At 58.9% G+C, this 13,070-nt stretch carries 14 protein-coding genes and 1 pseudogene; 8 read left to right on the forward strand and 7 right to left on the reverse strand.

What is annotated here, in order from left to right; all coding sequences use genetic code 11:
* From MCRY_RS10120 to MCRY_RS10130, 3 genes are read left to right on the forward strand one after another with little or no spacing between them, the layout of a single operon-like run.
* On the forward strand, positions 1 to 1,050 hold the full coding sequence (locus MCRY_RS10120; RefSeq protein WP_085629395.1) for an ABC transporter ATP-binding protein: 1,050 nt from the start codon (positions 1 to 3) through the stop codon (positions 1,048 to 1,050).
* 25 nt (positions 1,051 to 1,075) lie between these two features.
* Positions 1,076 to 2,020: a carbohydrate kinase family protein gene (locus MCRY_RS10125; protein ID WP_085629397.1), complete on the forward strand. Its 945-nt coding sequence runs from the start codon at positions 1,076 to 1,078 to the stop codon at positions 2,018 to 2,020.
* Positions 2,021 to 2,053: 33 nt separating this feature from the next.
* A complete protein-coding gene (locus MCRY_RS10130; protein WP_085629399.1) occupies positions 2,054 to 2,743 on the forward strand; it encodes an HAD family hydrolase in 690 nt (229 codons plus the stop codon).
* A 53-nt stretch (positions 2,744 to 2,796) separates the two neighbouring features.
* Here MCRY_RS10130 and MCRY_RS10135 read toward each other — a convergent pair whose 3' ends face one another.
* From MCRY_RS10135 to MCRY_RS10160, 6 genes and pseudogenes are all read right to left on the reverse strand, one after another.
* Positions 2,797 to 3,753 carry an ABC transporter permease gene (locus tag MCRY_RS10135; RefSeq protein WP_238939445.1) on the reverse strand — a complete coding sequence of 319 codons (957 nt, stop codon included), beginning with the start codon at positions 3,751 to 3,753 and terminating at the stop codon, positions 2,797 to 2,799.
* 4 nt (positions 3,754 to 3,757) lie between these two features.
* Positions 3,758 to 5,251, reverse strand: coding sequence for a sugar ABC transporter ATP-binding protein (locus MCRY_RS10140; RefSeq protein ID WP_085629403.1), 1,494 nt, complete (start codon positions 5,249 to 5,251; stop codon positions 3,758 to 3,760).
* Positions 5,252 to 5,314: 63 nt separating this feature from the next.
* Positions 5,315 to 6,496: pseudogene (locus MCRY_RS23375) on the reverse strand (substrate-binding domain-containing protein).
* 51 nt (positions 6,497 to 6,547) lie between these two features.
* Complete coding sequence (locus MCRY_RS23220) at positions 6,548 to 7,063, reverse strand: alpha/beta fold hydrolase (RefSeq protein ID WP_203276000.1); 516 nt, start codon at positions 7,061 to 7,063, stop codon at positions 6,548 to 6,550.
* 18 nt (positions 7,064 to 7,081) lie between these two features.
* The gene (locus MCRY_RS23225) at positions 7,082 to 7,459 is read right to left on the reverse strand and encodes an alpha/beta fold hydrolase (RefSeq protein WP_203275999.1); all 378 of its coding nucleotides are present in this window, start codon (positions 7,457 to 7,459) and stop codon (positions 7,082 to 7,084) included.
* 507 nt (positions 7,460 to 7,966) lie between these two features.
* Positions 7,967 to 8,647 (reverse strand): GntR family transcriptional regulator, encoded by a 681-nt coding sequence (locus tag MCRY_RS10160; RefSeq protein WP_171046155.1) that lies wholly within the window; start codon positions 8,645 to 8,647, stop codon positions 7,967 to 7,969.
* 127 nt (positions 8,648 to 8,774) lie between these two features.
* On the opposite strand from MCRY_RS10160, the gene MCRY_RS10165 reads away from it, so the two are divergent.
* The 5 genes from MCRY_RS10165 (at position 8,775) to MCRY_RS10185 (ending at position 12,638) form a co-directional block, all read left to right on the forward strand.
* Positions 8,775 to 9,068 carry a ribbon-helix-helix domain-containing protein gene (locus MCRY_RS10165; RefSeq protein ID WP_085629411.1) on the forward strand — a complete coding sequence of 98 codons (294 nt, stop codon included), beginning with the start codon at positions 8,775 to 8,777 and terminating at the stop codon, positions 9,066 to 9,068.
* 115 nt (positions 9,069 to 9,183) lie between these two features.
* Positions 9,184 to 9,579 (forward strand): VOC family protein, encoded by a 396-nt coding sequence (locus MCRY_RS10170; RefSeq protein ID WP_085629413.1) that lies wholly within the window; start codon positions 9,184 to 9,186, stop codon positions 9,577 to 9,579.
* A gap of 56 nt (positions 9,580 to 9,635) precedes the next feature.
* On the forward strand, positions 9,636 to 10,160 hold the full coding sequence (locus tag MCRY_RS10175) for a twin-arginine translocation signal domain-containing protein (RefSeq protein WP_085629415.1): 525 nt from the start codon (positions 9,636 to 9,638) through the stop codon (positions 10,158 to 10,160).
* A 21-nt stretch (positions 10,161 to 10,181) separates the two neighbouring features.
* Positions 10,182 to 11,753: a GMC family oxidoreductase gene (locus tag MCRY_RS10180; RefSeq protein WP_085629417.1), complete on the forward strand. Its 1,572-nt coding sequence runs from the start codon at positions 10,182 to 10,184 to the stop codon at positions 11,751 to 11,753.
* A gap of 72 nt (positions 11,754 to 11,825) precedes the next feature.
* The gene (locus MCRY_RS10185) at positions 11,826 to 12,638 is read left to right on the forward strand and encodes a class II aldolase/adducin family protein (RefSeq protein ID WP_085629420.1); all 813 of its coding nucleotides are present in this window, start codon (positions 11,826 to 11,828) and stop codon (positions 12,636 to 12,638) included.
* Between the two features lie 120 nt (positions 12,639 to 12,758).
* Here MCRY_RS10185 and MCRY_RS10190 read toward each other — a convergent pair.
* Positions 12,759 to 13,070: tyrosine-type recombinase/integrase (locus MCRY_RS10190; protein WP_176234501.1), on the reverse strand; the 312-nt coding region annotated here is incomplete at its 5' end.

Consider the following 13,070-nt stretch of genomic DNA (forward strand, 5'->3'; position numbering starts at 1 on the left):
ATGGCAAGAATCCAACTTAACAATATCCAGAAACGCTGGGGTGCCATCTGGGGTGTCCGCGACGTGAACCTCGACATCGCGGATGAGGAATTTGTTGTTTTCCTCGGCCCCTCAGGCTGTGGCAAGACAACCACCATGCGCATGATCGCGGGGCTCGAAGAGCCTTCCGAAGGCGAGATCGTCATGGACAGCGAGGTGATGAACGAAATCGACGCCCGCGACCGGGATGTGGCGATGGTGTTCCAAGGCTACGCGCTCTATCCCAACATGACGATCTACGAGAACATTCGCTTCCCGTTGCGGATGCGCGGCGTGCCGAAGGAACAGCATGATACGCTGATCAAACGCGCCGCAGGTCTGGTCGAGTTGACTGACTATCTGGACCGCAAACCCAGCGCATTGTCTGGGGGCCAGCGTCAGCGGGCCGCTCTTGCCCGCGCCATCGTTCGTCAACCGCATGTGTTCCTCATGGACGAGCCGCTGTCGAACCTCGACGCCAAGCTGCGCCAACACATGCGGGTGCAGATCAAGCATATCCAGCGCGAGTTGAAGATCACCACTGTCTACGTGACCCATGACCAGATCGAGGCGATGACCCTCGCGGACCGGATCGTGATCATGGACAAGGGTGCGATCCAGCAGATCGGCACGCCCGACGAGATCTACAACGATCCGGCAAACACCTTTGTCGCTAACTTCATCGGCGCACCGCCCATGAACCTGATCGCGGGTGTGATGGAGCAGGGCACCTTTACAGCGCCCGGTGTCCGGGTCGACGGCCTGCCCGCCAAACATGACGGCAAGGTCACGCTGGGCGTGCGCCCCGAAGATTGCACCGTCACGGCGGATGGCGGACATCTGAGCGGCAGTGTCTACGGGGTCGAGCCGACGGGCGACATGACCTATCTCACGATCAAGGTGGGCGACAAGCTGATCGAGGTGAAGGCCCATCGCGACTATCGCGCGGACTTGAACTCCGACGCGTCTGTCGGCTTTGATCCCAAGCGGATTTACATTTTCGATACGGCCTCCGGTCAACGCCTGCGCTGACGGCGCACAGGATGGAGAACAACCCATGACCTTTGACTATACCTCAATGGGGTTTCACACCTTTGACGCGCTGTGCCGCCCGGTGACCGAAATCCCCCCCGGCGGTAACACCTATTTCGTCGATGAATTCACCATTGCCGTGTCGGGGGCCGCGGGCTCAGCGGCAATCGTCGCGGCCAAGCACGGCCTTAACGTGCAGGCTGTTGGCGGTGTCGGAAACGACCTGATGGGCGATTGGGTGCTCCGCCGCTTTGGCGATTTCGGCGTCGATACCGAGATGATGCAGCGCATCCCCGACATGACCACCTCGTCCAGCGTCGTGACCACCCGCCCTGACGGCGCGCGCCCCGCATTGCACAAGCGCGGGGCGACGGCGGGCTTTTACATCACCGATGATCTTGTGGACCGTGTGCTGGACACCACAATCCTGCACATCGGCGGCGTCGGCTTGATGGACGCGATGGACAAGGGGCGAAATGCCGAACTTCTGGCCGAGGCCAAGGCCCGCGGCATCACCACGACGCTGGATGTCTTTGCCTCAACCCCAGAGGATTTCCCGCTGATCCGCCCGCTTTTGGCGCATACCGACTACTTCATGCCCTCCGAGGAAGAGGCGATGGCCCTCTCTGGAATGACCGATTACGAACAGATCGCCGCGTTTCTGCTGGATCAGGGCGTCGGTGCTGTCATCCTGACGCTTGGCGCAGATGGGGCCATGTACCGCGATCAGCGCGGTCAGAAGATCGACATCCCGTCCTACAAGATCGACGTGGTCTGCACCTGTGGCTGCGGGGATTGCTTCAACGCGGGCTTTGCCACCGGGCTGCATCTGGGCCGCTCCATTGACGACTGCATCCGTTTTGGTCAGGCATCCTCGGCGCAGAACGCGATGGGGCTTGGCTCTCAGGCGGTTGTGTCCTCGCTCAAACACACCATCGCCTTTATGGAGACCACGCCGACCCGCGCGTAATCTGGTCTGCAACACCCTAACGAAAGCCACTGAATGCCGCCCGCGATAATCTTCGATCTCGACGGCTGCCTTGTGGAAAATGAAGTGCTGTCGCTAAAGGCCATCGCCGACGAGGCGCACCGTCTGGGTGCCAAAGGTCTGAACCCGCGCGACTTGGGGAAAGAGGTGCTTGGCCTCAAGATGTCACGCATCGCCGAATGGGTCGGCAACAGGGCAGGGCGGCCTGCGCCCGAAGACTTCGCGCAACTTATTGACCGAATTCTGATGGATCAGTACCCGACCGACCTGAACCCAATCGACGGCGCATACGACCTGTTGTCTGCCCTGCATCATGCCGGGTGTCATATGGCGGTCGCCACGGGCAGTTCAAAGGCACGAATGGCGCTCGCCCTGCGCACAACCAGCCTGGATGGCTTCTTCGAAGGCCGCGCGTGCAGCTCTGACCAGGTCGAACACGGCAAACCCGCCCCGGACCTGTTTCTCTTGGCAGCCAAGGTGATTGGTCGTGCACCGGGCGATTGCCTCGTGATCGAGGATTCCCCGCATGGCGTAGAAGGGGCGTTGGCCGCCGGTATGACACCTGTCGGATTTGTCGGTGGTGGGCATCTTGAAGGTCGGCGGGACGATCACGCGGATATTCTCAGGTGGGCGGGTTGCGTTAGGGTGGTGGATCGACTGAAGGACTTTGGCGCGTTGGTTCTGTCGGGGCACCTCACCAAATAAGAAAACGCGAGGCCAATCCGGCCCCGCGTCGTTTTTTACCCTTTGGTCAAACCTCAACGGCTGGGCTTTTTCCCGAACGCCACCGCCAGAACGATGATCGCACCGGCCACCATCATCTGCTCGGACACATCCAGACCCATGATAATCAGACCGTTGTTGATTGTCCCGATCAGCAGCGCGCCTACGAATGTGCCGATGATTGTGCCCTTGCCACCGAAAAGGCTGGTGCCCCCAAGGATCACCGCCGCGATGGCGGCCAGTTCCGCACCTTCGCCAAAATTGTAGCGCGCAGTGCCCATCATGCCGGTCCAGAGCATCCCGGCCAACGCCGCGCCGACACCGGTGATCAGGAAGCAGATGATTTTGACGCGCTTGGTGTTGATGCCGGAATAGCGCGCCGCCTCGCGGTTGCCTCCGGTGGCCAAGACTTGCCGTCCAAACGGCGTGTAGCGCAGCACCACGTGGCCGAGGATCGCCACGGCAACGGCCCAGAGGAACAGTGTGGGGACCACGCCGATCGTGCCGGGGCCGAACACCATATCGAAGGTCGCGTTCCGGAAGGGGACTGGGTTGGTGTAGGTGATCCGCATGTCAATGCCGCGCACTAGTTGCATCATGCCCAGAGTAACAAGGAAAGACGGGATCGACAGCGCGGTGACGAAGAAGCCGTTGACCAGACCGACCGCCACGCCGCACAGCAGCCCGGCGATCAAGCCCCCAAGAAACCCGTATCCCGCCTGTATCGCCAGCGCTGACACAAGCGCGGCCAGCGCGGCTGTCGACCCAACGGACAGGTCTAACTCGCCAGACGAAATTATGAAGGTCATGGCAATCGAGATCACCGCGATCATCGCTGTGGTCCGGGCGATGTTGAACAGGTTTGACACCGTTAGGAAGCCCTTGTCGCCAATGGTGACGGCAAAGAAAAGAAGCACACCGGCAAAGCAGATGTACACAATGTTTTCGCGCCAGTTGATGCGTCCGAGATTGAACGATCTTTCTTGTGGCATGGGGTCAGCCTTGGACTGCATGGTGCAGAGCCTCCTCAGATTGCACGTTTTTGCGGTTTATGTTCCCGATCACGCTGCCATCGTAGATGATGAGCAGCCGGTCGCTGATCGCGAGCAGCTCTTCGAATTCGGATGAAATGACAACAACTGCCGTGCCCGCATCCGCGATCTCGCGCACCTTGCGCACCAGTTCCGATTTCGCGCCGATATCGACACCGATGGTCGGCTCATCAAGGATCAGAACCTTGGGTTTGCGCTCCAGCCACTTGGCCAGAACGATCTTCTGCTGGTTGCCGCCGGACAGAAGATAGACCTCCTGGTCCGGGCCTTCGCACTTGATCTTGAGATCCGCGATATGCCGGTCGGATGCCGCGCGCGCGGTTTTGTCCCCGACAAAGAGGTTGCGCGTGAAGCGGGCAAGGTTCGGCAGGATCACGTTGTCCCGCAGGCTGTGATCCAGAACCAAGCCCTGCGTGCGGCGGTCTTCGGGCACCAGCCCGACACCTGCCTCAATGGCATCGCGGTTGCTGCGCACGGGTTGGCCGTCGATCCGGACAGACCCGCCGTCGATTTGGCGGATGCCAAAAATGGCCTCGACAATCTCGGTCCGTCCCGAACCGGTGAGGCCAGCAAGCCCAAGGATTTCACCGGGGCGGACGGCAAAGCTTACATCGTCGACATATCCGTTCACCTGCAGGTTCTCGACTTCGAGAACAGGGGCCGCGGTCATGTCGACATCGCGCGCGACCCAATCCAACGCGGCGGTGCTGTCAGAGCCGAGCATGGCACGGATCAGCTCTTCCATCGTCACGTCGCTTGTGTTCGCGGTCAGCATGTCGCGCCCGTCGCGCATCGCGGTAATGCGGTCGCAGATCTGATAAATCTCGGCCATGCGGTGCGAGATATAGACGATGGAAATACTCTGCGTCTTCAACTGGTTCACCAGTCGAAACAGGGTCTCAACCTCGCTTTCGGAGAGCGAAGCGGTCGGTTCGTCCATCACGATGATACGGGCGTTCTTGGACAGCGCTTTGGCGATTTCGACCATCTGTTTCGCACCAACGCTCAGGTCTTCGACACGTGCGCGCGGGTCGATGTTTTCGCCGAATTCCTGAAGAATATCGTGCGCACGGCGGATCATCTCGGCGTCGCGGATGAAGATGTTGTTGCCCCGTTTCGGCTCGTGACCCAGAAAGATGTTCTGGGCAACGGTCAGGGTGGGGATCAGGCTGAATTCCTGAAAGATCATCGCGTTCCCTGCGGCTTCTGCATCGCGGGGCGCGGCAAAGCTGACATCCTTCCCGTCGATCTGCACGGTGCCGGCATCGCGCTGATAGACGCCTGTCAGGATTTTCATGAGGGTGGACTTGCCTGCGCCGTTTTCGCCCATCAGCGCATGGCATTCGCCCTTGCGAAGAGTGAACCCGGCATGGCGCAGAACGGGGTTGCCGTTGAACGCCTTGTTGATGTCCCGCATGGTCAAAACATCTGTCGACATGTCGTGCTCCTCCTCACAAACGAGCCGTACGCCACGGGGAGTCGCGGCGTACGGCAAGCTGCATCAGTTGCTGGCCAGATCGGCTTGCATCGTTTCCGGCAGCGGGATGCGGTAGATCTTCTCATACGCCTCGGCGAGGTTGTCGCGGCTCACGCGCACCGGCGGCACCGAGATGTAGGAGGGAAGGCTTTCGCCGATCAGCGCCAGCGCACCGGCGCTCGCTTCTGTCACACCCTGGGTGTAGGGTTGTTGTGTCGAGATGCCCGCGATGAAGCTATTGGCGGCCATCTCTGCGGCGACAATCTGATCGAAGTTCTCGTTCACGATCTTGAAGTCCGCCGGACGCTTGCCGTTGATGCGGGCGGCAGTTGCGGCACCCATCGCCGGAATCGACCAAGAGCCGTACACACCTTTGAGCGTCGGGTAGCGGGCAAGAAGGGCCTGTGCCGCTTCCTGACCCTTGTTCGGGTTGTCATGGCCAGCCGCCGCGACCAGTTGCAGGTCAGGGTACTTGGCGATCATGCGGGCGATGAAGCCAATGTAGCGCAGGTTGGTCACGTGGAATTCCGGCGCTTAGTACATCGCCGCGACATCCCGTTCGCCACCCCCCGCATCGTTCAGCAGGTCAGCCAGATACATGCCAAGGGCGAGGTTGTCGGACGAAATGACCGACACATAGTTCTCACCCGGCTGCATGTCGTCGGCGGCCTGATCGATGAAGACGATCTTGGAGCCGGCATCGGCAAGACGCTGGAACGCGGTTGCGGTTGTCGCCGTGTTGAGCGGGATCGACACCACGAGATCGGGCTTGAGCACCGAAATCGCGTCGAGGTCGGAAATCTGACGCGCATCTTCCCAGTTCGCGTTGGTTTCTGCGACCACTTCGATGTTCAGATCGGCAAAGGTTTCCTTGAGGCCCAGAAGCTGCTGCGAGGCCCAATCGTCACCAAGCCAACCCATTGAGATCGCCGCGGTAAAGTTGCCTGCGCGGATTTTCTCTTTCTGCTCTTCGGTGATCTGAATCTCGGTGTAAAGCACACCTTCTTCACCGCGCGGCCCAAGGCTGACGACGGTCTGGGACAGATCGTCGATCTTGGCCAGTTCCAGCGTGCGCTCGGACGGGGCCTCGTACCACAGAGGGTGCCGGACATCGCCGATATTGTCCTGCGCAAAAGCGGGCAGGGACAGGCCAAGAATGGCAGCAGTCGCGCCTGTGGCCATGAGGGTTCTACGGGTCAACTTCATTTGGTTCTCCTCCGATGGAAGTTTTCGCGTTTTTGGGATGCCGACCGCAGTTCAGCGGTCGAGCATGAATTCCTTGAGCATCGCCGCAAGGCGATCCTGCGCTTCGAGTGCAAGCGAGTGACCGCATTCCTCGAAGACGGCGGCTTTCTCGACGCCGTTTGACAGCCGCGCCATCTGTTCCTCGACCAGCGGTCCAAAGAATTCTGGCGCGCCGACGGTCATGATGGGCAGGGTCAATTTCTCTTTGCGCAGCTCTTGCACGATTTCGGCATTCTTGAAGGCGGCGCGATAGGTTTCGAGCGTGCCGCGCAGGCCGCCCGGCGCCTTGAGGCAGGCCACCCATTCGTTCATCGCCTCTTCGGTGATGGCGTTGGGGTTCCAGGTTTCTGCCTTGATCCAGAATTCCCAGAACTCGCGTTCCTTGCCGTTGATCAGCATCTCGGGCAGGTGGGGGATCCAGAAGAACGGGATATGCCAGACCCAGACGCCGCTCTGGCGGAACTGCGAAGTAATGTTGTCTGGCGTGAAAAACGACGCTTCTTCAAGGCCTTCGCTCGACAGCAGCATTTCGCAGAAAGAAAGGGTCTAGACGCGCTCGCGTTCGGTGGCGGCCAGCACATAGGCAAATTCTGCGCCGCGATCCTCGCCATGAACATGGAACGTGTCATGGCCAAGGAAGGTCATCAATTCTGCGAGATCCTGCGCGTTGGTGCCGCTGTCATAACCTTCGCTGACGGGGGGCTTGTCGGTGTAGCCAAAGCCGCGCAGGTCGGGGGCGACAACTGTGAAATGTTCGGTCAACAGCGGGATCAGTTTGTGCCAGTAATAGTTGGTCTTGGGAGTGCCATGGATCAGCAGCAGCGGCTCGCCCTGACCGGCTGTCACAAAGTGCATCCGGATGCCGTTCACCCTAGCGCGGCCATGTTTCACCGGTGCGCCTGTATGATCGAAAATCTCGGCCATTCTTTCCTCCCTTAAGGTGCCTTTGACCACGCTCTTCACGTTGTCGGCTTTTTGTGTTCGCGGTCGGTCTGGGTGGCTTTGGGCTGTGTCCATTACGCCGCCTGAACATGTGTTGTGATTGTAAACTTATGTTCTAAAAGGGTATCAAATATCAAAATAAAATTTCATGCACTCATCTTTTGTGCGCTGAGGTCAGGCAGTTGAGCGTAATCGCATGAAGGGAAATTTTTGAAAATTCAATATTTTACGTTAAATTTTGAGGGGTTTTGAGTTGATCGCGTTGTGTGCGCTCTGGTTGGTGGGTCGCTTGCGGTGGTGTTGCGCAGAACATCTGAGTTGTAGTATTATTATATGTTCATTTTGTCTGGGTGAGTGGATCATTGGGCTGTCGCACAATGTGAGATGCCAACACCGATTCTGTCCGTCAGTTTGGCCTCGGACGCGGGCAAACAATGAACCGGTTTTCGTGCAGGAACAAAGCTGCATGTCTCAGGTCCAGAATGTCTGTTACGGCACCTCCGAAGGCGCCGCGTTCACCTCCAAGAGACGGGCCACCGCCTTGGCCGTGGCTCGGTCAATATGCGCCTTCATTTCGTCTTCGGCCCGCTCGACATCGCCTTGCATCAACGCCTCGATTACCCGGCTGTGTTCCGTCCACGAGGTGTCGGCGGATACGACGCCGCGCACAACCACTGCCATCGACCGGCGGATGTGATGCCAGTTGGTGCGCATCGTGGTCTGGATGGTGTCGTTCCCGGCCCAAGTGTAGATCATTTCGTGAAACTCGAAATCGACAGCGATCTGCTGATGCGGATCGTTCGACCGTACTGCCTCCCACCCGCGTTTGAGCATCATCTCCGCCTCTTGCGCGGCATCCGCCGGTTTGCGCTCATGTGCGAGGCGGATCGCGAACGGTTCAACGGCGCTGCGGAATTCGTAGATCGACAGGAACTGCTCGGGGCTGATGGGCGAGGCCACGACACCCCGGCGTCCGGTGTCTTCGACAAAGCCGTTGGCCTTGAGCAGCGAGATCGCGCTGTTCACGGGCTGTCGTGAGACTTTCAGGCTGGCTGCGATCTCGTCCTGATTGAGCCGCTCCCCCGGTTCGAACTCTCCGGAACAGATCGCATTAAGCAGGATATCGTATGTTTGCTCGGTTAGCGATTTGGGCTGTTCTATCGTCTGCATGTCCATCCTTTCACACGCAGACCAGACCTTGGTCGCATGTCTTTTTCGAAGCCATAGACTAAATTAAAAATTTCGTATACGAAATATGTGTTGAATGCTTAACGCATGATTTTTGGGAGGATGAACCATGTGTGAAGTCTTTGCGGGACAAGATCCCGAACGCTACACAAGCACCACGCGGCGTTTACGCCTGAACGGTCAAAGTACGTCAATTCGCTTGGAAAACGCGTTTTGGGCAACGCTTGACGAAATTGCCGCCCGCGATGGCGTATCAACCCCGATGTTCATATCGACCCTGCATTCCGAAGTTCTGGAACGTCGCGGCGAGCCGAAAAACTTCACCTCGCTGCTGCGCTGCGCCTGCCTGAAATTCATGGAGATCAACCAATCCGCGCCCGCTCACGCCATGGCGGCAGAGTGACTTTGTCCCTCTGAACGACAGAAAAAATGCGGGGTAGTACAGGCATACTACCCGCACCCCCCTTAGGCCGGACTAGCCTGCGAACGGACACAGAAACCAACCGCAGGAGTGACCCTTGGCCAAGCAAATCCATTCGATGATCCGCGTTCTTGATGAGGATCGGTCGGTCGCGTTCTACGACAAGGCATTCGGCCTCAAGGTCGCGGACCGGCTCGATTTCCCGGACTTCACGCTGATCTATCTGAGCAATCCCGAAACCGAGTTCGAGCTCGAGTTGACCGTGAACAAGGGTCAGACCGAGCCTTACGATCTTGGCAACGGCTACGGCCACCTTGCTGTCTCGGTCAGCAATCTGGAGTCCGAGCATGCCAGGTTCGAGGCGGAAGGCCTCAACCCCCGCAAACTAGTGTCCTTTGCACCGGCAGGCGAGGTGATCGCCCGGTTTTTCTTTGTCGCCGATCCAGACGGGTACCAGATCGAGGTGCTCGAACGCGGTGGACGGTTCAAGTGATCAGGCCGCACCTGTCCTTTCCAAAGGGTGCACATCAAACAGGGAGGAGACTACACATGTCACAGAAAGAAAGCCTGCGTGGGCTGACACGGCGTGACCTGCTCAAGCGCGCCAGCGCTGCAGGTGCGTCTTTTGTCGTCGGCACCGGGTTCTTGGCGGCCCCAGACGCCGCCTGGGCCTATGAAGCCGAACATCTCGACGCGGAAACCTTTGCTACACTCGTCCAGATGGCGCGCGATATCTATCCGCACGATCAGGTGGCCGATGAATACTATGTGATTGCGGTCAAGGGCTATGACAGCGCCGATGCCGCCGCAGGAATCACGGCTGGGATTGCCGCATTGAATGCGGCCGCTCAGGGCAAGGGCTTTGACAGCTACCTTGCCACCGGATGGGAGCGCGACCGCGTCGATATCCTGCGCGGCATGGAAGACAGTGCGTTCTTCCAGCAGGTCCGCGGCGGTCTGGTCACCGGCCTTTATAACCAGAAAGCGGTCTGGCCGATCTTTGGCTACGAGGGCGAGAGCTTCAGCCAGGGCGGTTACATTGATCGCGGTTTCAACGACATCAACTGGCTCTGAGCCATAAGGGAGGATAGACTTATGGCAGCCCCATTTGATCTGAACGACGACAGCGTTGTCGTCATCATCGGCACCGGCGCAGGCGGTGGTGTTCTTGCAAACGAACTGGCCCAGAAGGGTATCAGCGTCGTCGCTTTGGAAGCGGGCGGGCGTCATTTGCCCGACGATTTCATCAACGACGAATGGGAAAGCTTTGGCCAACTGGCTTGGCTCGACCCGCGCACCACATCGGGTGACTGGCGCGTGGCCAAGGATTTCTCAGGCCTGCCCGCATGGATCGTGAAATCCGTAGGTGGGACCACGCAGCACTGGGCTGGCGCCAGCTTGCGCTTTCAGGACCATGAATGGAAAGCCAAGACCACTTATGGCGACGTACAGGGCGCAAACCTGCTCGACTGGCCGATCGACCCGCGCGAGATGGACGACTACTACACCAAGGCCGAAGACAAGCTAGGCGTGACGCGCACCGGCAACCGTCCGGGTCTGCCGGGCAGCAACAACTACCTCGTGTTCGAAAAAGGCGCCAAGGCGCTGGGATATGAGGAAGTTCACACTGGCCGCATGGCGATCCAGACCCGTGATGATGGCGACCGCATTCCCTGCCAACAAACCGGTTTCTGCTTTCAGGGCTGTAAATGGGGGGCCAAGTGGTCGGCCGGCTATGTCGACATTCCTGAGGGCGAGGCGACAGGCAATCTCGAAGTGCGTCCGCAAAGCCATGTCGCCCGTATCTTGCACAACGAGGCAGGCAAGGTCATGGGTGTCGAATATTACGACGCAAACGGCACGCTGCAGATGCAGAAGGCCCGCATCGTCTGCGTCGCGGGTAACTCCTTCGAAAGCCCGCGTCTTCTGCTGAACTCGGCTTCCGCGATGTTCCCGGATGGACTGGCCAACAGCTCGGGGCAGGTGGGTCGCAACTACATGCGCCACATGACCGGATCGGTCTATGGCGTGTTCGACAAGCCGGTAAAGATGTGGCGCGGCACCACGATGGCAGGCATCATTCAGGACGAAGCCCGTCACGATCCGTCCCGCGGCTTTGTCGGCGGGTACGAGCTGGAAACCCTGTCGCTAGGTCTGCCCTTCATGGCGGCTTTCCTTGATCCGGGTGGCTGGGGGCGTGAGTTCACTTCGGCGCTTGATCACTACGAGAACATGGCGGGCATGTGGATCGTGGGCGAAGACATGCCGCAGGAAACCAACCGCGTCACTCTCAACCACGATGTCACCGATCAGTACGGTCTGCCCGTGGCAAACGTCCACTTCGACGATCACCCCAACGACATCGCAATGCGCAACCACGCATACAAGCAGGGTCAGGCGGTCTATGAGGCGGTTGGCGCAACACGTACCTTCCCAACACCGCCCTATCCGTCGACGCACAACCTCGGCACCAACCGGATGTCCGAAAATCCGCGTGACGGCGTGGTGAACAATTGGGGCCAGACGCACGATATCGCGAACCTGTTCATCTCGGACGGTTCGCAATTCACCACCGGGGCTGCGGAAAACCCGACGCTCACCATTGTGGCGCTTGCCATCCGCCAAGCCGACCACATCGCGCAGGAAATGAGCGCGCAAAACATCTAAGCCAAAAGCGGCGCTCCCTCAGGGGGCGCCGTTTTTTACCATCTGATACAATTTGAATAAGGCAGCACCATCATGCTGGATCTTGGGAACCGCGTCTCGATCTACCAACCGGAACAGGACGGGCTGATCTTCCCTGAACTGCCGGAATTTGAAACCGTCGCCGAGGAACGCCAGCACCGCAAGGAACGCTTGGTCGCCGCTTGCCGCGCGTTTGCCCAGCAGGGCTTCGATTATGGCTTTGCCGGTCACCTGACCATCCGCGACCCGGAACGGCCCGAGCTTTACTGGACCAATCCGATGTGCGTGCATTTCGACAAGGTCAAAATGTCGAACCTGATCCTCGTTGATCACAAAGGCACGGTGATCGAAGGCGACTATGCGGTGAACCGCGCGGGCTTTGTGCTGCACGCCAATGTCCATGATGAACATCCCGACATCCTCGCCATGTGCCATGCCCACACCACCTATGGCACAGCCTGGTGCGCCTTGGGGCGCCCCATTGATCCGATCACGCAGGACGCCTGCGCGTTTTTCGAGGATCATGTGGTGATCGGCGAACAGGGCGGAGCGGTCGCAGTCGAAAACCACGCAGGCACGGATGTGGCCAAGGCGTTCAAAGGCATGAAAGCCGCGCTGCACCAGAACCACGGGCTATTGACGGCCAGCCGCCACAGCATTGAGTCCGCCGCCTTCTGGTTCATCGCGCTTGAACGCTGCTGCCAGCAACAACTCGCGATCGCTGCCTCTGGCATTGAGCCTATCCGCATCCCCGCCGACCGTGCCCGCTACAGCCGCGAACACGTCGGCAGTGAGTATATCGGCTGGCTGCATTTCCAGACGATCTGGAACCAGTTGGTGATCGACCAACCGGATATGTTCGATTGAGAAAAGTTCGGTGAAACATCGTTCGAAGTTGCTGGTTTCATTTTCGTTTTCACGTCGGGCCAAAACAATAAAGACTTAATCAACAAAATATCGTTTCAAGTGATTTCGTTTTGAAAGCAGTCAGCGTTTCTTTGGCAGTATCGACTTGATCAGCATGTGCTCGATGGCTGACCGCCGTGCCTCCCGATCAAGCGTATATGTGTTCCGCCGGAACTCGACGCCTTCCAGCAAAGCCTTAATGTATCCCGACACCGTGTCTGCCGCCATGATTAGCGTCGAGTCGAGCGTGTGCACGTACCGGCTCGTCACGGAACCTTTCGCATGACCTATCAGGGCAGCGATAGTGATCTCTGTGAAGCCCAGATCATTGGCGATGCTGGCAAAGCTATGTCTCAACACATGCGGTGTCACATCCCAGAGCGGTGTGTCAGT

Origin of the sequence: Marivita cryptomonadis, assembly GCF_002115725.1 — a bacterium.
GTDB lineage: Bacteria > Pseudomonadota > Alphaproteobacteria > Rhodobacterales > Rhodobacteraceae > Marivita > Marivita cryptomonadis.

Excerpts from the sequence above, each read along its gene's own strand:
- MCRY_RS10120 (WP_085629395.1), top strand. The coding sequence starts at position 1 with ATGGCAAGAATCCAACTTAACAATATCCAGAAACGCTGGGGTGCCATC.
- MCRY_RS10125 (WP_085629397.1), top strand. The coding sequence starts at position 1,076 with ATGACCTTTGACTATACCTCAATGGGGTTTCACACCTTTGACGCGCTG.
- MCRY_RS10130 (WP_085629399.1), top strand. The coding sequence starts at position 2,054 with ATGCCGCCCGCGATAATCTTCGATCTCGACGGCTGCCTTGTGGAAAAT.
- MCRY_RS10135 (WP_238939445.1), bottom strand. The coding sequence starts at position 3,753 with ATGCCACAAGAAAGATCGTTCAATCTCGGACGCATCAACTGGCGCGAA.
- MCRY_RS10140 (WP_085629403.1), bottom strand. The coding sequence starts at position 5,251 with ATGTCGACAGATGTTTTGACCATGCGGGACATCAACAAGGCGTTCAAC.
- MCRY_RS23220 (WP_203276000.1), bottom strand. The coding sequence starts at position 7,063 with ATGCTGCTGTCGAGCGAAGGCCTTGAAGAAGCGTCGTTTTTCACGCCA.
- MCRY_RS23225 (WP_203275999.1), bottom strand. The coding sequence starts at position 7,459 with ATGGCCGAGATTTTCGATCATACAGGCGCACCGGTGAAACATGGCCGC.
- MCRY_RS10160 (WP_171046155.1), bottom strand. The coding sequence starts at position 8,647 with ATGCAGACGATAGAACAGCCCAAATCGCTAACCGAGCAAACATACGAT.
- MCRY_RS10165 (WP_085629411.1), top strand. The coding sequence starts at position 8,775 with ATGTGTGAAGTCTTTGCGGGACAAGATCCCGAACGCTACACAAGCACC.
- MCRY_RS10175 (WP_085629415.1), top strand. The coding sequence starts at position 9,636 with ATGTCACAGAAAGAAAGCCTGCGTGGGCTGACACGGCGTGACCTGCTC.
- MCRY_RS10180 (WP_085629417.1), top strand. The coding sequence starts at position 10,182 with ATGGCAGCCCCATTTGATCTGAACGACGACAGCGTTGTCGTCATCATC.
- MCRY_RS10185 (WP_085629420.1), top strand. The coding sequence starts at position 11,826 with ATGCTGGATCTTGGGAACCGCGTCTCGATCTACCAACCGGAACAGGAC.